14 protein-coding genes are annotated in these 16575 nt (G+C 70.1%); 9 read left to right on the forward strand and 5 right to left on the reverse strand.

The annotated features are described in order from the left end of the window. The first annotated feature begins 34 nt into the window (after positions 1 to 34). The 3 genes from cysC (at position 35) to galT (ending at position 3572) form a co-directional block, all read left to right on the forward strand. The gene (gene cysC, locus AB0C25_RS31270) at positions 35 to 1564 is read left to right on the forward strand and encodes an adenylyl-sulfate kinase (RefSeq protein ID WP_357377961.1); all 1530 of its coding nucleotides are present in this window, start codon (positions 35 to 37) and stop codon (positions 1562 to 1564) included. 110 nt (positions 1565 to 1674) lie between these two features. Then, positions 1675 to 2499 (forward strand): DeoR/GlpR family DNA-binding transcription regulator, encoded by an 825-nt coding sequence (locus tag AB0C25_RS31275; protein WP_357377963.1) that lies wholly within the window; start codon positions 1675 to 1677, stop codon positions 2497 to 2499. Continuing rightward, positions 2496 to 3572, forward strand: coding sequence for a galactose-1-phosphate uridylyltransferase (gene galT / locus AB0C25_RS31280; protein WP_357377965.1), 1077 nt, complete (start codon positions 2496 to 2498; stop codon positions 3570 to 3572). Before AB0C25_RS31275 ends, galT begins: the two co-directional genes overlap by 4 nt. A 304-nt stretch (positions 3573 to 3876) precedes the next feature. On the opposite strand, the gene AB0C25_RS31285 is transcribed toward galT, so the two are convergent. Beyond that, entirely contained in the window at positions 3877 to 5094 is a 1218-nt protein-coding gene (locus AB0C25_RS31285) for an NADP-dependent isocitrate dehydrogenase (RefSeq protein WP_357377967.1), read from the reverse strand. A gap of 136 nt (positions 5095 to 5230) precedes the next feature. On the opposite strand from AB0C25_RS31285, the gene AB0C25_RS31290 reads away from it, so the two are divergent. After that, positions 5231 to 5824, forward strand: coding sequence for an MBL fold metallo-hydrolase (locus AB0C25_RS31290; protein WP_357377969.1), 594 nt, complete (start codon positions 5231 to 5233; stop codon positions 5822 to 5824). Between the two features lie 107 nt (positions 5825 to 5931). Here AB0C25_RS31290 and AB0C25_RS31295 read toward each other — a convergent pair whose 3' ends face one another. Further along, positions 5932 to 6882: a malate dehydrogenase gene (locus AB0C25_RS31295; protein WP_357247006.1), complete on the reverse strand. Its 951-nt coding sequence runs from the start codon at positions 6880 to 6882 to the stop codon at positions 5932 to 5934. A gap of 140 nt (positions 6883 to 7022) precedes the next feature. Then, entirely contained in the window at positions 7023 to 7883 is an 861-nt protein-coding gene (locus tag AB0C25_RS31300) for a bifunctional methylenetetrahydrofolate dehydrogenase/methenyltetrahydrofolate cyclohydrolase (RefSeq protein WP_357377971.1), read from the reverse strand. A gap of 440 nt (positions 7884 to 8323) precedes the next feature. Here AB0C25_RS31300 and AB0C25_RS31305 point away from each other — a divergent pair, with 440 nt between their 5' ends. The 5 genes from AB0C25_RS31305 (at position 8324) to AB0C25_RS31325 (ending at position 14146) form a co-directional block, all read left to right on the forward strand. Further along, entirely contained in the window at positions 8324 to 9925 is a 1602-nt protein-coding gene (locus AB0C25_RS31305; protein WP_357377973.1) for an ABC transporter substrate-binding protein, read from the forward strand. Between the two features lie 192 nt (positions 9926 to 10117). Further along, positions 10118 to 11056: an ABC transporter permease gene (locus tag AB0C25_RS31310; RefSeq protein WP_357377975.1), complete on the forward strand. Its 939-nt coding sequence runs from the start codon at positions 10118 to 10120 to the stop codon at positions 11054 to 11056. An 18-nt stretch (positions 11057 to 11074) separates the two neighbouring features. After that, positions 11075 to 12031, forward strand: coding sequence for an ABC transporter permease (locus AB0C25_RS31315; protein WP_357377977.1), 957 nt, complete (start codon positions 11075 to 11077; stop codon positions 12029 to 12031). A 65-nt stretch (positions 12032 to 12096) separates the two neighbouring features. Beyond that, on the forward strand, positions 12097 to 13128 hold the full coding sequence (locus AB0C25_RS31320; protein ID WP_357377979.1) for an ABC transporter ATP-binding protein: 1032 nt from the start codon (positions 12097 to 12099) through the stop codon (positions 13126 to 13128). After that, positions 13109 to 14146 (forward strand): dipeptide ABC transporter ATP-binding protein, encoded by a 1038-nt coding sequence (locus AB0C25_RS31325; RefSeq protein WP_357377981.1) that lies wholly within the window; start codon positions 13109 to 13111, stop codon positions 14144 to 14146. The genes AB0C25_RS31320 and AB0C25_RS31325 overlap by 20 nt, the downstream gene beginning before the upstream one ends. A 218-nt stretch (positions 14147 to 14364) precedes the next feature. On the opposite strand, the gene purH is transcribed toward AB0C25_RS31325, so the two are convergent. After that, on the reverse strand, positions 14365 to 15936 hold the full coding sequence (gene purH, locus AB0C25_RS31330; protein WP_357377983.1) for a bifunctional phosphoribosylaminoimidazolecarboxamide formyltransferase/IMP cyclohydrolase: 1572 nt from the start codon (positions 15934 to 15936) through the stop codon (positions 14365 to 14367). Beyond that, positions 15933 to 16553 (reverse strand): phosphoribosylglycinamide formyltransferase, encoded by a 621-nt coding sequence (purN, locus tag AB0C25_RS31335; RefSeq protein ID WP_357377985.1) that lies wholly within the window; start codon positions 16551 to 16553, stop codon positions 15933 to 15935. Before purN ends, purH begins: the two co-directional genes overlap by 4 nt. Positions 16554 to 16575 lie beyond the last annotated feature (22 nt).

The following is a 16575-nucleotide window of genomic DNA, read 5'->3' on the forward strand; positions in this document are numbered from 1 at the left end:
AAACTGTGTGCCGGTCAGCGAGTGGGGGGTGTGGATGAGCAACGGCTGGGTGCTGCCCGACGAGGTGCTGCAGGACGCACCGGCGTACACGCCGCGTCCCGGTGAGCTCGCTGACCTGGAGCTGCTGCTGACCGGCGCGTACACCCCCCTGACCGGTTTCATGACCCGTGCCGACCTGGTGTCGGTCAGCCGGCGCGGCCAACTGGCCGACGGCACTCCGTGGCAGGTCGCGGTGACCCTCCAGGTGCCGGCCGCCCTGGCTCAGGGTTTCGATCCGCGCGACCCGGCCCGCCGGGCGCTGGTGCTGACCGACGGCGAGGGCGCGCCGGCGGCTGCCCTGGACGTGGCGGACGTCTGGCCGGTGCGCGAGGGCGTGGCCGGGGTCGGCGGCCAGGTCCGGCGGCTGGGCGACGGTGGCCACGGCCCGTTCCAGCGACTGCGTCGCAGCCCGGAGGAGGTCCGCGCGCTGCTGCCCCCGGGCCGGGTGCTCGGTGTGATCGCCGACCGGCCGCTGCACCGCCCCCAGCTCGCTCAGATCGCCCACGCCGCCCGCACGCTGGCCGCGCACCTGCTCGTGATGATCCCGGTCGGTGAGGGCGGCGTCGGAGGGCTTCCGCCCGAGGCGCTGGTACGCATCATCTTCGCCGCCCGGGACCGGATGCCGCCCGCCACCGTGATCGCGGTGCCGCTGTCGCATCGTCGGGAGGAGATCAGCGACGCGCTGCTGCGCGCCCGGGTCTCCGCCGCGTACGGGGTCACCCACCTGCTCTCCACCGGGGAGATGCTCTCCGGTGCCGGGTTGCGGGTGCTGGTGCCACGCGAACTCGCCTACGACAACAGGGACGGGCAGTGGCGTTGGCGGGAGGACATCCCCCCGCGCAACCGTCGGCTCGCGCTGACCCAGCAGGAGATCGAGGACCTGCTGGATCGGGGCTTCCCCCTGCCGGAGTGGCACACCCCGCCGGCCGTGGCGAGGGAGCTGGCCCGGGCCCGGCCACCGCGCCGGCACCGGGGGCTGGTGGTCTTCCTGACCGGCCTCTCCGGCTCCGGCAAGTCGACGATCGCGCGCGGGCTGGCGGACGCGTTGCGGGAGAGCGGCGACCGCACGGTGACCCTGCTCGACGGGGATGTGGTGCGCCGGGAGCTCACCGCCGGGCTGGGCTTCAGCAAGGCCGACCGGGACATGAACGTCCGGCGGATCGGGTGGGTGGCCGCCGAGATCGCCCGGCACCGGGGGGTGGGCATCTGCTGCCCGATCGCCCCGTACGCGGCGGCCCGTGCCGCCGCCCGCGAGATGGCCCTGGCCGCGGGGGCGGGTTTCGTGCTGGTGCACGTCGCCACTCCGCTGGAGGTGTGTGAGCGCCGGGACCGCAAGGGCCTGTACGCGCGAGCGCGGGCCGGCCTGCTCACCGGCATGACCGGCATCGACGACCCGTACGAGGAGCCGAGCGACGCCGACCTGGTGCTGGACACCACCGATCTCAGCGTCGCGGACGCCGTCCAGGCCGTGTTGCACCAGCTCACCGAGACCGGTTGGGTGGAGCTGAAGATCGCCTCTTCCTGAGGCGTTTCCGTAGCCGCTGTCCGGCCGCCGCCCGCTCCGCGCTAGTGTTCGTCTTTGTTGGAACACGTTTGACCGCGTGAGAGTACGGGGACCTCCGGGAGGCACGGCGAATGCTCGCTCAGCAGCGGCAGGCGGCCATCCTGGAGCGGGTACGGTCCACCGGCGGCGTCCGGGTGAGTGAGTTGGCAGCCGAGTTCGGCGTCTCCGACATGACCATCCGTCGTGACCTGGAGGCGCTGCACGAGCGTGGCCTGCTGGCCAAGGTGCACGGCGGCGCCACGGCGGCCGGGCCGAGTTCGACCGACGAGCCGGGTTTCTCCGCCAAGTCGGTCCGCCAACTGGCGGAGAAGGCGGCCATCGCGGAGCGGGCGGCCCAACTGGTCCGGCCGGGCGCGGCGGTCGCGCTCTCCGCCGGCACCACCACCGCCGAGCTGGCCCGCAAGCTGGTGGACGTCCCCGGCCTGACCGTGGTGACCAACTCGCTGCCGGTGGCCGAGATCCTGCACGCCGGTGGTCGACCGGACCAGACGGTGGTGCTCACCGGGGGCGTCCGTACGCCGTCGGACGCACTGGTCGGCCCACTCGCGGTCGGGGCGATCCGGGCACTGCACCTGGATCTGCTCTTCCTGGGCGTGCACGGCATCACCGAGCGGGCCGGCTTCACCACCCCGAACCTCATGGAGGCGGAGACCGACCGGGCGCTCGTGGCCGCGGCGGACCGGTTGGTGGTGCTGGCCGACCACACCAAGTGGGGCACGGTGGGCATCTCCTCGATCGTCGCGCTGGCGGCAGCACACGTACTGGTCAGCGACGACCGGTTGCCTGCGCCCGCACGACGGGTACTCGGCGAACAGGTGGGCGAATTGATCATGGTAGAGGCGACCGGGGCGGGCCGCGCGACGCGCACGCCGACGAGTGAGGGGGCGGCGCAGTGAAACGCACCGCGATCGACCTGGCCGACGGCCGGGAACTGATTTACTTCGACGAGCGCGACGACGCGGTCCGCGACCAGCCGGACCGCCGCGACCTGCCGCCGCCGCCCCCCGCGTCGCAACTGCGCTACGACCCGCTGACCGACGAGTGGGTGGCGGTGGCCGTGCATCGGCAGACCCGCACCTTCCTCCCCCCGGCGAACGAGTGCCCCCTCGACCCGTCGGTGGGTGATCGGCTGACCGAGGTCCCCGCGCCCGACTACGACGTGGTGGTCTTCGAGAACCGGTTCCCGTCGCTCAGTGGCCGGGTCGCCGAGGAGCCCGGCGAGATCACCCCGTTCACGCCGGTCCGACCGGGAGTCGGCCGATGCGAGGTGGTCTGCTTCACCTCGGACCACAACGCCTCCTTCGCCAGCCTGCCGCCGAGCCGGGTCCGCACCGTCCTGGACGCGCTCGCCGACCGCACCGAGGTGCTCGGCGAACTGCCCGGCGTGGAGCAGATCTTCTGCTTCGAGAACCGGGGCGTCGAGATCGGTGTCACGCTGCACCACCCGCACGGGCAGATCTACGCGTACCCCTTCGTGACGCCGCGCACCCGCGCGCTGCTGGCCGCGGCGCGCCGGCACGCGGAACGGACCGGCGGGGGCAACCTGTACGCGGACGTGCTGGCCGCCGAGCGCGCGACCGGCGACCGGGTGGTCGCCGAGAACGAACACTGGACGGCGTTCGTCCCGGCGGCCGCCCGCTGGCCGTTCGAGGTGCACGTCGCGCCACACCGGGTGGTACCCGACATTCCGGCGCTCAGTGACAGCGAGCGGGATGCCTTCGGGCCGCTCTACCTGGATCTGCTGCGCCGCTTCGACGGTCTGTTCGACATGCCGATGCCGTACATCTCGGCGTGGCACCAGGCGCCGGTGCGGATCGACCGCGAGTTGGGCCACCTGCACCTGCAGCTGTTCAGCATCCGGCGGGCCAAGGACAAGCTGAAGTACCTTGCGGGGTCCGAGTCCGGGATGGGTGTCTTCATCAACGACATCTCCCCCGAGCGGGCCGCCGAACTGCTGCGCGCCGTCTGAGCCGGGCTGCTTTCCGGCCCTGCGGGTGAGCGACGGAAACAGGGCGCGGGGGGCCCGGGACAGGGCCCCCCGCAGGGAAGGGACGGCTGGCTGTGCACGGCACAGCCGGGAAGGCTGGCTGATCGGCGCACGGGTGCCGCGGGTCGACCGTGGGTCAACCTTCCTCGGACGCGACTGGCATCTCGTCCATCCTGGTCAACGAGGCGCGCCGACGCCGGTGACGCCACCCGGCGCGTCAGCCCCGGACACGCCGAAGCCCGCCGGCTGAGACGCCGGCGGGCTCCGATGACGCGGTACGCCTGAATCAGGCGGCGATCCTGCGGGCCAGGTTCTCGTCGAGCGCGTTCATGAACTCGTCGGTGGTCAGCCACGGGGCGTCGCGCGAGATGAGCAGCGACAGGTCCTTGGTCATCTGGCCGCCCTCGACGGTGTCGACGATGACCTGCTCCAGCGTGTTGGCGAACTCGGTGACCGCCGGGGTGCCGTCCAGCTTGCCCCGGTGGGCCAGGCCCCGGGTCCAGGCGTAGATCGACGCGATCGGGTTCGTCGACGTCTTCTCGCCCTTCTGGTACTGCCGGTAGTGCCGGGTGACCGTGCCGTGCGCGGCCTCGGCCTCGACGGTACGACCGTCCGGGGAGAGCAGGACGGAGGTCATCAGACCCAGCGAGCCGAAGCCCTGCGCGACGGTGTCGGACTGCACGTCACCGTCGTAGTTCTTGCAGGCCCAGACGTAGCCACCCTCCCACTTGAGCGCGGCGGCGACCATGTCGTCGATGAGCCGGTGCTCGTAGGTGATGCCGGCGGCGGCGAACTCGTCCTTGAACTCGGTCTCGAACACCTCGGCGAAGATGTCCTTGAACCGGCCGTCGTACGCCTTGAGGATGGTGTTCTTGGTGGACAGGTAGACCGGGTAGTTGCGGTCCAGCCCGTACCGGAACGACGCCCGGGCGAAGTCCCGGATCGACTCGTCGTAGTTGTACATGCCCATGGCGATGCCGCCGCCGGGGAAGTTGGCGACCTCCATCTCCATCGGCGCGCCGCCGTCGGCGGGGGTGTAGGTGATGGTCACCGTGCCCGGGCCGGGGACGACGAAGTCGGTGGCCTTGTACTGGTCACCGTGGGCGTGCCGGCCGATGATGATCGGCTTGGTCCAGCCGGGGACCAGCCGCGGCACGTTGGACATGATGATCGGCTCACGGAAGACGACGCCGCCGAGGATGTTGCGGATGGTGCCGTTGGGCGACCGCCACATCTTCTTCAGGCCGAACTCCTCCACCCGGGCCTCGTCCGGGGTGATGGTCGCGCACTTGACGCCGACGCCGTGCTCCTTGATGGCGTTGGCGGCGTCAACGGTGACCTGGTCGTCGGTCTCGTCGCGGTGCTGGATCGACAGGTCGTAGTAGTGCAGGTCGACGTCGAGGTAGGGCAGGATCAGCTGCTCCCGGATCTGCTTCCAGATGATCCGGGTCATCTCGTCGCCGTCGAGCTCCACGACCGGGTTGTTTACCTTGATCTTCGCCATCGGCCGGCGCTCCTCTCGGGGGACACGTGCTCAAGCAGTACGAGCGTACTGCAATTGGACGGGCAGCCCCCACCCGGCCTCGGTCGGCCGGTGGAAGCGGGCTGCACGGCACAGGATTCCCTGGCACCATCGCCCGATGCCACTGAGCCGCACCCTCGGGTCTATCACGGTCACCGCGCTCATCGACGCCGAGGGAGCTTTCTTCCAACCTCGCACCGAGGCGTTTCCGCACGCCACGGCGGCCCACTGGCGGGAGGCCGACCGACGCGACCCGGGGGCGGTGACCGCCGACGGGCAGTGGTGGCTGCCGTTTCGCAGCTTCGCGATCCGTTCCGGGGACGGGCCGGTCACCCTTGTCGACGCCGGCATCGGCCCGGCCGACTCACTGGCCGCGAGCTGGGCGCCCGTACCGGGGCGACTGCCCGCCGAGCTGGCCGCCGCCGGCATCGACCCCGCGGACGTCGACACCGTCGTGCTCACCCACCTGCACACCGACCACATCGGCTGGGCCGTGACCGGCACCCCCGGCCGGCCGTACTTCCCGAACGCGAGCTACCTGGTGCAGCGGGCCGAGCTCGACGCGGCGGAGACACTCAATCCGGCACTGCCGGCCGGCCTGGTCGCGCCGTTGCGCGCCGCCGGCCAGCTCCGGGTGGTCGACGGCGAGACCACCCTCGCCCCCACGCGCGGCCAAGTTGATCATGAGGTTATTGCCCCGACTCGCCGATGAAACTGGCAATAACTCCATGATCAACGCAGGTTTGGGCGGGCCGGGGGTGGACGGCGAAGGGCGCGTCGGCGAAAGCCGGCGCGCCCTTCGTGCGGTGGAGCGGGGAACTACATGCTGGAGACGTCGCCCTGCTTGGCGCGGACGGCTTCGGCGGCCGCCAGGAGGCTGGCGCGCTCGTCGGCGTCCAGGTCGGTCTCGACGACCCGCTTGACGCCCTCGGCGCCGATCGCGGCCTCGACACCGAGGTAGACACCGGAGATGCCGTACTCACCGTCGACCCAGGCGCAGACCGGCATGACCTCGCCGGAGTCCTCGGCGACGGCCTTCGCCATCCGGGCCGCGGCGGCGGACGGGGCGTAGTACGCCGAACCGGTCTTGAGCAGCGCGACCACCTCGGCGCCACCGTTGCGGGTCTTGACGACCAGTTCCTCGATCTGCTCGGCGGGCATCGCGTCACGCAGCGGCTTGCCGTTGACGGTGCTCTTCGACGGGACCGGGACCATGGTGTCGCCGTGCGAGCCCAGGGTCAGCGTGCGTACCGACGCCACGGGCACGTTCAGCGCCTCGGCGACGAAGTTGCTGAACCGGGCGGTGTCGAGCATGCCGGCCTGGCCGAGCACCCGGTTCTTCGGGAACTGGGTGGCGAGCTGCGCCAGCGCGGTCATCTCGTCCAGCGGGTTGGAGACCACGATGACGACGGCGTTCGGGGCGTACTTGGCGACGTTCTCGGCGACCTGACGGACGATCTTGGCGTTGGTCTCCAGCAGGTCCATCCGGCTCATGCCGGGCTTGCGCGGCAGACCAGCGGTGATCACGACGACATCGGAGCCCTCGATCTGCTCGTAGCCCTCGCCGTTGGGGCCGGTGGTGACACCGACGACCTTGGTCTCGAAGCCCTCGATGGCCCGGGACTGGTTGAGGTCGAGCGCGAGGCCCGCGGGCTTGCCCTCCACGATGTCGGTGATCACTACGGTGTCGAAGACGTCGTACTCGGCCAGGCGCTGTGCGGTGGTGGAGCCGTAGAAGCCAGCCCCGACGACAGTGACCTTCTTACCCATGGTCGTCCCACTCCCTGATACCAGTCGGTTTTCCGGACCGTATCAGTCATCCTGGCACCGATCAGGCCAGGGGCGGCGGCCATCGCCGGGATGGGGCGAACGTCACCGCCGTCCTGGTTGGGCGCTGCCGGCGCGCGGGGTCAGTCGCGCTCGGCGCGCTCGACGACGTTGGTGAGCAGCATGGCCCGGGTCATCGGCCCGACACCGCCGGGCATCGGGACCAGGGCGCCGGCCGTCTCGGTCACCTCCGGGTCCACGTCGCCGGTGTAGCGGCCCTTGCCATCCGCGCCGATCACCCGGGTGATGCCGACGTCGACCACCACCGCGCCCGGCTTGATCATGTCGGCGGTGAGCAGCCCCGGTACGCCGGCGGCGACGATGACGATGTCGGCGGCCCGGGTGTGCGAGGCGAGGTCGAGGGTGCCGGTGTGGCACAGGGTGACCGTGGCGTTCTCGCTGCGACGGGTGAGCAGCAGGCCGAGTGGCCGACCGACGGTGTTGCCCCGACCGACCACGGCCACGGTGGCGCCGCGCAGGGCCACGTCGTGGCGGCGGAGCAACTCGACGATGCCGCGCGGGGTGCAGGGCAGCGGGCCGTCGTAGCCGAGCACCAGCCGGCCCAGGTTGACCGGGTGCAGGCCGTCGGCGTCCTTGTCCGGGTCGATCGACTCCAACACCCGCTGGGTGTCGAGGTGGGCCGGCAGCGGCAGCTGGACGATGTAGCCATGGCACGCCGGGTCGGCGTTCAGCTCGGCCAGCACGTCGTCGACCTGCTGCTGGGTGGCGTCGGCGGGCAACTCCCGCCGGATCGAGGCGATGCCGACCTCGGCGCAGTCGCGGTGCTTGCCGTTGACGTACGCCTGGCTGCCCGGATCCGCCCCGACCAGGACCGTGCCGAGCCCTGGGGTGATGCCGCGTTCCGCGAGTGCCTTCACCCGTATCCGCAGCTCGTCCTTGATCTCCGCCGCGGTTGCCTTGCCGTCCAGAAGCGTCGCCGTCACCACCAGATCGTCTCACGGCCACCGCTCCGGCGTTCGGACGACCTCCGGCGCCACCGGCTCCGCCCCCGGCGACAGCTTGTGACTTTCAGTTACGTGGCGCTAGTCACTCTCAGTCACGAATCGTGGACTTGGTCACCGTCGAACCAGACAGGGCGGCCGAGTGCGGCAGGTACAGGATGGCAAGCCGAGAGGGCACCAGGCTGGCCGATGCCGGCACAGTGGGCTTGTTGACCGGCCGAATTCTTGCAGGTGAAAGACGTTTACACCGAAATTTGCTAGCAGATCGGCCGACCTTCGGCAAGGCCTGCCGTGCCGGACCGTTACCCACCCGCAACCGCCTCGTTGCCGACGGCCGGTCGCCGACCTACCGTTGCCGCTTGTTGCGCAGCGTAACCCAGCGTCGGGCCTGACTGCGCAGCGTGAGGAGATGAGGAGGCTCAATGCGAGTTCGTAGACTCGCCGCCTGGACCGCCCTCCCGCTCGCGGTGACGCTGGGCCTCGCGGCCTGCGGCAGCGGCGGAGACGGTGGATCCAGCGGCAGCGGCACGTCGGCGGTCAGCATTCAGATCGCCGAGCCGAAGCACCTGGTTCCCACGAACACCACCGAGACGTCCGGGTCACAGGTGCTCGCCGGCCTGTTCAGCCCGCTCGTCGACTACGACGCCCAGAACAAGCCGTACGAGGTCGCCGCGCAGTCGATCACCTCGTCCGACAACAAGGTCTGGACGATCAAGCTCAAGGACGGCTTCACCTTCCACAACGGTGAGAAGGTCACGTCCGAGGACTACATCAACGCCTGGAACTACGGCGCGTACGCCCCCAACGGTCAGGACAGCAACTACTTCTTCGAGAAGGTCGCTGGCTACGCGGACCTGCAGGGCAAGGCGCCGAAGGCCAAGGAGATGTCCGGCCTCAAGAAGGTCGACGACGCCACGTTCACCGTGACGCTGTCCGAGCCGTACATCGACTTCAAGACCACGCTCGGCTACAACGCGTTCTTCCCGCTGCCGAAGGCCGCGTTCTCGGCCCCGGGTGTGCTCAAGGACGGTTTCGAGCAGGCGCCGATCGGTCAGGGCCCCTTCAAGATGAAGGGCACCTGGCAGCACGACAGCAAGATCGATGTCGAGCGCTACGACGCGTACCCGGGTGAGAAGCCCAAGGTCAAGGACATTGAGTTCCGGATCTACCAGCAGCTCACCGCGGCCTACGCGGACGTCCAGGCGGACAACCTGGACGTGCTGCCGACGATCCCGACCGAGAGCCTGAGCACCGCGCCGAGCGACCTGGGCGACCGGTACCAGACCAGCCCGATGTCGTCGTTCCAGTTCCTCGCGTTCCCGACGTTCGACAAGGACTACGCCAACCCGGACGTGCGCAAGGCCATCTCGATGGCGATCGACCGTGACGAGATCACCAAGTCGGTCTTCAAGGGCTCGCAGACGTCGGCGCGCTCCTTCGTCTCACCGGTCCTGCCGGGCTACCGGGAGAACACCGCGGGCAAGGCCGGCGAGTTCAACCCGACCGAGGCCAAGAAGCTCTACCAGGCCGCGGGCGGCCCGAAGAAGATCGTCATCTCCTACAACGGCGACGGCGGTCACAAGGACTGGGTCGACGCCACGGTCAACCAGCTCAAGGCCAACCTGGGTGTGGACGCCGTCGGCTCGGCCGAGCCGAAGTTCGCCGACCTGCTCACCAAGGTCGAGAAGAAGACGCCGGTGGGTGCGTTCCGGATGGGTTGGGTCATGGACTACCCGACCATGGAGGACTACCTCGGCCCGCTGTACAGCACCAACGGCTCGTCGAACTACTACGGCTACAGCAACCCGGAGTTCGACAAGCTGGTCAAGGAGGGTTCCGCCGCCAAGACGCAGGACGAGGCGATCGCCAAGTACCAGCAGGCGGAGGACATCCTGGCCAAGGACATGCCGGTGATCCCGCTCCGCTTCGGCGAGAACGTGTTCGGTCACTCGACCAAGGTCAAGAACGTGCAGATGGACCTGTTCCAGCGGGTCAACCTCGTCAAGATCGAAGCGGCCAGCTGAGCTGACCATGGTGCGGGCCACCCGGGCGTCGCTCGGGTGGCCCGACCGCACCACCGGGCCGGGTCGCAGGAGCGGACCCGGCGTCGGTGGTGCCGGCTTCCCCGGGCCGGACGGCACGTCTCGGATATTTCGGGTACGACCAGAGATGCCGTCCTGCGACCCTTTCGCACATTTCCGGAGAGACTGCTAAGCATGTTCCGCTACATCTTGCGGCGCCTACTGCAGATGGTCCTGGCGTTCTTCGGGACCACCCTGATCGTCTACGCGCTGACATTCGCCGGGCAGGGCGACCCCATCCAGGCGCTCGCCGGTGAGCGGCCGGTGACGCCGGCCCAACGGGCGTACCTGACCGAGAGGTACCACCTGGACGCCACCGGCGTCGGCGGCTTCTTCTACCGCTACTTCGACTACGTGAAGAACCTGCTCCAGGGCAACCTGGGCGAGTCGCTCACCGGTCGGAACATCGGCGACATCCTCCAGCAGGCCTGGCCGGTCACTGTCCGGCTGGCGCTCATCGCGCTCGCCGTGGCGATCATCTTCGGGGTCACCGCAGGTGTGCTCGCCGGCATCCGCCGGGCCAGCATCTTCGACAACTCGACGCTGGTGCTGACCCTGCTGGTGCTGGGCGTCCCGACCATCGTGCTGGCACCCCTGGCGCAGTACTTCCTGGGCGTCAGGTGGCAGCTCTTCCCACCCACCGCCGGCTCCGACCCGACGTTCTACGCACTCCTCCTGCCGGGCATCGTGCTCGGCTCGCTGTCGCTGGCCACCGCGCTGCGGCTCACCCGGGCCTCGGTGGCGGAGAACCTGCGCGCGGACTACGTCCGGACCGCCCGGTCCAAGGGCCTGGTCAAGCGCCGCATCGTCGTCGTCCACGTGCTGCGCAACTCGCTCATCCCGGTGGTCACCTTCCTCGGCGTGGAACTGGGCAACCTGATGAGCGGCGCGATCATCACCGAGGGCGTCTTCAACATCCCCGGCGTGGGCTTCAACCTCTTCCGTGGCATCCGCACCGAGGACGGCCCCCTGGTGGTGGGCATCGTCAGCGTGCTCGTCGTGGTCTACCTGGTCTCGAACCTGGTGGTGGACGTCCTGTACGCCGTACTCGACCCGAGGATCCGCTATGAGTGAGCGCAGCGAGGTGGCGGCATGAGTGACTTTGAGACGGTGGCGGCCAGCGAGAACCAGGCCGCCCGCCGTGGCCCCTCGGGTGAGCCGGGCACACCCAATCAGGTCGGCGCCGCGAACAAGCCCCGCAGCCTGGCCGGGGACGCCTGGCGCGATCTGCGCCGCAACCCGATCTTCTGGATCTCGCTGGCGCTTGTCGTCATCTTCACCCTGATGGCGCTGGTCCCCGGGGTGTTCACCGCCAACAACCCGAACGACTGCCTGCTCTCCCGGCAGCACGCCGGGCCGTCCGGCGGGGCCATCTTCGGGTACGACTTCCAGGGCTGCGACACGTACTCCCGGGCGGTCTACGGCACCCGCGCCTCGCTGCTGGTCGGCGCGCTCGCGGCGCTCGGCACCGGGATCATCGCGCTGGTGATCGGCATGCTGGCCGGCTACTTCGGCCGTTGGGTCGACGCGGTGCTGTCCCGGGTGATCGACGTGGTGCTCGGCATCCCGCTGCTGCTGGCCGCGATCGTGCTGCTCAAGCGGGTGTCCAGCGACAGCCAGTGGGCCCGGATCGGCGCGGTCGTCTTCGTGCTGGCCCTGCTCGGCTGGACCACCGCCGCCCGCGTGGTCCGGTCCTCGGTGATCACCGCCAAGGAGCAGGACTACGTCTCGGCGGCCCGGATGCTCGGCGCCGGCAACAGCCGGATCATGTGGCGGCACATCCTGCCGAACTCGCTGGCCCCGGTCATCGTCGTGCTGACCATCGCGCTCGGCTCGTTCATCGCGGCCGAGGCGACGCTGTCCTTCCTGGGCATCGGCCTTAAGGCGCCGACCATCTCGTGGGGTCAGGACATCGACACCGGCCGCATCCACATGCGGGAGGCGGCCACACCGCTGATCGTCCCGTCGGCATTCCTCGCGTTGACCGTGCTGGCGTTCATCATGCTCGGCGACGCGATCCGTGACGCCTTCGACCCGAAGCTGCGGTGACTCGTGCGAGCGCGAGAAGTGAGCGAAGCGAGCCCCGCAGTCGCGAGCGAAAGGCAGGCACAGCCATGACCGTTCAACCGACGCCCGCCTCCGCCACGCCAGAGGGCGGCCACCTGCTGGAGCTGCGGGACCTGCACGTCGAGTTCCGCACCAACGAGGGCGTCGCCCGGGTGATCAACGGCGTGTCGTACCACCTGGACGCCGGCGAGACGCTTGCCGTGCTCGGCGAGTCCGGCTCGGGCAAGTCCGTCACCGCTCAGGCGATCATGGGCATCCTGGACACCCCGCCCGCGTTCGTGCGCTCCGGCCAGATCCTCTACCAGGGTGAGGACCTGCTCACCCGCTCCGAGGAGCAGCGCCGGCAGATCCGCGGCCAGGAGATCGCGATGATCTTCCAGGACGCGCTCTCCGCTTTGAACCCGGTCTTCCCGGTCGGCTGGCAGATCGGCGAGACGCTGCGCCAGCGCGCCGGCATGTCCCGGTCCGACGCCCGGCGTCGCGCCATCGAACTGATGGACCTGGTCAAGATCCCGGGGGCCGCCAAGCGGATCGGCGACTACCCGCACCAGTTCTCCGGCGGCATGCGGCAGCGCGTCATGATCGCCATGGCGCTGGCGTTGGACCCGAAGGTGCTGATCGCCGACGAGCCCACCACCGCGCTCGACGTGACCGTCCAGGCCCAGATCATGGACCTGCTGGCCGACCTGCGCCGGGAACGCAACATGGCGATGATCCTGATCACCCACGACCTGGGTGTGGTCGCCGGTGTCGCGGACCGGATCGCGGTCATGTACGCCGGCCGGATCGTCGAACACGCCGACGTCCGCTCGCTCTACAAGGCGCCCGCCCACCCGTACACCAAGGGTTTGTTGGAGTCGATCCCGCGCCTGGACGTCCGCGGCGCGGAACTGTCGACGATCAAGGGGTTGCCGCCGAACCTGATGCAGATCCCGTCCGGCTGCCCGTTCCACCCCCGGTGCCCGTACGTCCAGCAGGTCTGCGTGGACGTCGTACCGCACGACCTGGTCCTCGGCGACGGCCGGACCAGCGCTTGCCACTTCGCGCAGGAGGTCCGTGATGACAGCGTCGCCCGCTAACCCCACGAAGGTCCGCGGCGAGACGATCCTCTCCGTCGACAACCTGGTGAAGCACTTCCCGATCACGCAGGGAGTCCTGTTCCAGCGGCAGATCGGCGCGGTCAAGGCCGTCGACGGGGTGAGCTTCGAGCTGCGTCGGGGCGAGACGCTGGGTGTGGTCGGTGAGTCCGGCTGCGGCAAGTCCACCCTCGCCCGGCTGCTGATGCGACTGGAGACGCCCACCTCCGGCCGGGCCACTCTGGAAGGTCGCGACCTGTTCAAGGCCTCCGGGGGCGAGCTGCGTCGGGTACGCCGCAACATGCAGATGGTGATGCAGGACCCGTACACCTCGCTGAACCCGCGGATGACCGTCGGCGACATCATCGGCGAGCCGTTCGAGATCCACACGGATGCCGCGCCGAAGGGCAGCAAGCAGAAGCGGGTCCAGGAGCTGCTCGACCTGGTCGGGCTCAACCCGGAGCACATCAACAGGTACCCGCACCAGTTCTCCGGCGGTCAGCGGCAGCGCATCGGCATCGCCCGCGCGCTCGCCCTGCGGCCCGAGGTGATCGTCTGCGACGAGCCGGTGTCGGCGCTGGACGTCTCCATCCAGGCTCAGGTGATCAACCTGCTGAAGCAGCTCCAGGACGAGTTGGGGCTTTCGTACATCTTCATCGCCCACGACCTGTCCGTGGTGCGGCACATCGCCGACCGGGTCGCGGTGATGTACCTCGGCCGGATCGTCGAGATCGGCACCGAGGACGAGATCTACGAGCGGGCCACCCACCCGTACACCCAGGCTCTGCTCTCCGCGGTGCCGGTGCCGGACCCGGAGGCCCGCGATCAGCGCAACATGATCCGGCTGGTCGGCGACGTGCCCAGCCCGGCCGATCCGCCGAGTGGATGCCACTTCCGGACCCGATGCTGGAAGGCCCAGGACATCTGCGCCACGCAAGACCCGCAAACGGTCCCAAGAGCAGCCGACCCGCACCCGTCGGCCTGCCACTTCGCCGAACTCCGCCCAACCCTCCCGGCCTGACCCGACCGGCCGGTCCGGCCTCGCCCGGCCTGGCTACTCGCCGGCCCTCGCCGGCGGTCGCCGGTCACCGGCCGCCGTTGATCATGGAGTTATTGTCCTTCCGACCGGCGTGTCGGGACAATAACTCCATGATCAACGCGGTGAGAGGCCGGTGAGACCCGCGGTGAGAGGCCGGTGAGGCCCGCGGTGAGAGGCCGGTGAGGCCGGCGGGGGTTTGTTTAGTGGAAGAAGTGGCGGGTTCCCGTTAGGTACATCGTTACGTTGGCCTTTTTGGCTGCTTCGATGACCTCTTCGTCGCGGATGGAGCCGCCCGGCTGCACGATGGCGCGGACGCCGGCGTCGATGAGGATCTGCGGGCCGTCGGCGAACGGGAAGAACGCGTCCGAGGCGGCGACCGAGCCACGGGCCCGGTCGGCACCGGCGCGGGTGACCGCGAGCTGCGCCGAGTCGACCCGGTTGACCTGACCCATGCCGACGCCGACGGTGGCGCCGTCCTTGGCGAGCAGGATCGCGTTGCTCTTCACCGCGCGGACCGCCCGCCAGGCGAACGCGAGGTCCCGCAACAGCTCCTCGTCGGCGGCCTCACCGGTCGCCAACTGCCAGTTCGCCGGGTCGTCGCCGGGAGCGTTCACCCGGTCGGCGACCTGAGCCAGCACGCCACCGGTCACCTGCCGCAACTCCACCAGCGCCGGCGTCCAGGCCGGCGCCCGCAGCAGCCGGATGTTCTTCTTGCCCTGCAGCACGTCCACCGCGCCGTCGTCGAAGCCGGGTGCGACCACGACCTCGGTGAAGATGTCGGCGACCTGCCGGGCCATCTCGACCGAGACCGGGCGGTTGACCGCGATCACCCCGCCGTACGCCGACACCGGGTCGCAGGCATGCGCCTTGCGGTGCGCCTCGGCCACGTCCGCGCCGACCGCGATGCCGCACGGGTTGGCGTGCTTGATGATCGCCACAGCCGGCTGGTCGGCGAAGTCGTTCGCGGCCCGCCACGCGGCGTCCGCGTCGACGTAGTTGTTGTACGACATCTCCTTGCCGTGCAGCTGCTCGGCCTGGGCCAGCCCGGCGGGGGCGTCCGGGTCGGTGTAGAGAGCCGCCGGCTGGTGCGGGTTCTCGCCGTACCGCAGTGCCGTCGACTTGCGCAGCGCCAGCCCCGCGAACTGCGGCCAGGAGTCGTCGGCTGGCGCCAGCTCCTGGGCACACCACTGGGCCACCGCGACGTCGTACTCGGCGATGTCGGCGAACGCCCGGGCGGCCAGCGCCCGACGCTGGGCCAGGGTGAAGCCACCCTCGCTGAGCGCGCCGAGCAGCGCCGGGTAACCGGCCGGGTCGGTGAGCACGGCGACCGAGGCGTGGTTCTTGGCAGCGGCCCGCACCATGGCCGGGCCACCGATGTCGATCTGCTCCACGCACTCCTCGACGCCGGCGCCGGACGCGACGGTCGCCTGGAACGGGTAGAGGTTGGAGACCAGCAGGTCGAACGCCGCCACCCCCAGCTCGTCGAGCTGCGCCACGTGCGTGTCCTTGCGCAGGTCGGCGAGGAGACCCGCGTGCACCTTCGGGTGCAGGGTCTTCACCCGGCCGTCGAGCACCTCGGGGAACCCGGTCACCGTCTCCACCGACGTCACCGGTACTCCGGCGGCGGCGATGGTGCCCGCCGTGCTGCCGGTGGACACGATCTCCACGCCGGCTGCGTGCAGGGCCTGGGCCAGCTCGACCAGCCCGGTCTTGTCGTAGACGCTGACCAGCGCCCGCCTGATCGGGCGGCGCCCGTCCTGAGTGGGGCTCACGGAACCGTGACCTTCCTTCCGGTGATGGTCCAGCCTTCGCGGACCAGGCGACCGACCTGCTCGACGAGCTGGCGCCGCTCGGCTTCCTTGATGCGCTCGGTGAGCGTGTCGACGTCGTCGTCGTCGAGCACCGGCACCGCGACCTGCGCGACGATCGGCCCGGTGTCCATGCCGGCGTCGACGAAGAAGAGGGTGGCCCCGGTGAGCTTCACGCCGTAGGCGAGGGCGTCCCGCGGACCGTGGATGCCGGGGAACGCCGGCAGCAGGGTGTTGTGGGTGTTCAGGTAGCGGTCGCCGAAGGCGGCGAGGAAGTGCGGGCCGACCAGCTTGAGGAAGCCCGCGGAGATGACCAGGTCGGGTTGGTGCTTCGCGACGTGCGCGGTGAGCGCGGCGTCCCAGTCCTCCCGGGTGTCGTGGTCGCGGACCCGCTCGACGAAGGTCGGCACCCCGGCCGCGTCGGCCCGGTCCAGGCCCGCGATGCCGTCGCGGTCCGCGCCGACCGCGACGACCTGTGCGCCGTACGCGGGGTCGGCGGCGGCATCCAGCAGCGACTGAAGGTTGCTCCCGGAGCCGGAGACGAGGACGACGATGCGGGCGACAGGCGCGGGCTCGGTCACCGGGCCACCCTATCGGGCAGGT

Source organism: Micromonospora sp. NPDC048839, assembly GCF_040649915.1.
In the GTDB taxonomy this organism is placed as follows: Bacteria; Actinomycetota; Actinomycetes; order Mycobacteriales; family Micromonosporaceae; genus Micromonospora.

Excerpts from the sequence above, each read along its gene's own strand:
- cysC (WP_357377961.1), top strand. The coding sequence starts at position 35 with ATGAGCAACGGCTGGGTGCTGCCCGACGAGGTGCTGCAGGACGCACCG.
- AB0C25_RS31305 (WP_357377973.1), top strand. The coding sequence starts at position 8,324 with ATGCGAGTTCGTAGACTCGCCGCCTGGACCGCCCTCCCGCTCGCGGTG.
- AB0C25_RS31325 (WP_357377981.1), top strand. The coding sequence starts at position 13,109 with ATGACAGCGTCGCCCGCTAACCCCACGAAGGTCCGCGGCGAGACGATC.
- AB0C25_RS31320 (WP_357377979.1), top strand. The coding sequence starts at position 12,097 with ATGACCGTTCAACCGACGCCCGCCTCCGCCACGCCAGAGGGCGGCCAC.
- AB0C25_RS31295 (WP_357247006.1), bottom strand. The coding sequence starts at position 6,882 with ATGGGTAAGAAGGTCACTGTCGTCGGGGCTGGCTTCTACGGCTCCACC.
- AB0C25_RS31285 (WP_357377967.1), bottom strand. The coding sequence starts at position 5,094 with ATGGCGAAGATCAAGGTAAACAACCCGGTCGTGGAGCTCGACGGCGAC.
- AB0C25_RS31275 (WP_357377963.1), top strand. The coding sequence starts at position 1,675 with ATGCTCGCTCAGCAGCGGCAGGCGGCCATCCTGGAGCGGGTACGGTCC.
- AB0C25_RS31310 (WP_357377975.1), top strand. The coding sequence starts at position 10,118 with ATGTTCCGCTACATCTTGCGGCGCCTACTGCAGATGGTCCTGGCGTTC.
- AB0C25_RS31315 (WP_357377977.1), top strand. The coding sequence starts at position 11,075 with ATGAGTGACTTTGAGACGGTGGCGGCCAGCGAGAACCAGGCCGCCCGC.
- AB0C25_RS31290 (WP_357377969.1), top strand. The coding sequence starts at position 5,231 with ATGCCACTGAGCCGCACCCTCGGGTCTATCACGGTCACCGCGCTCATC.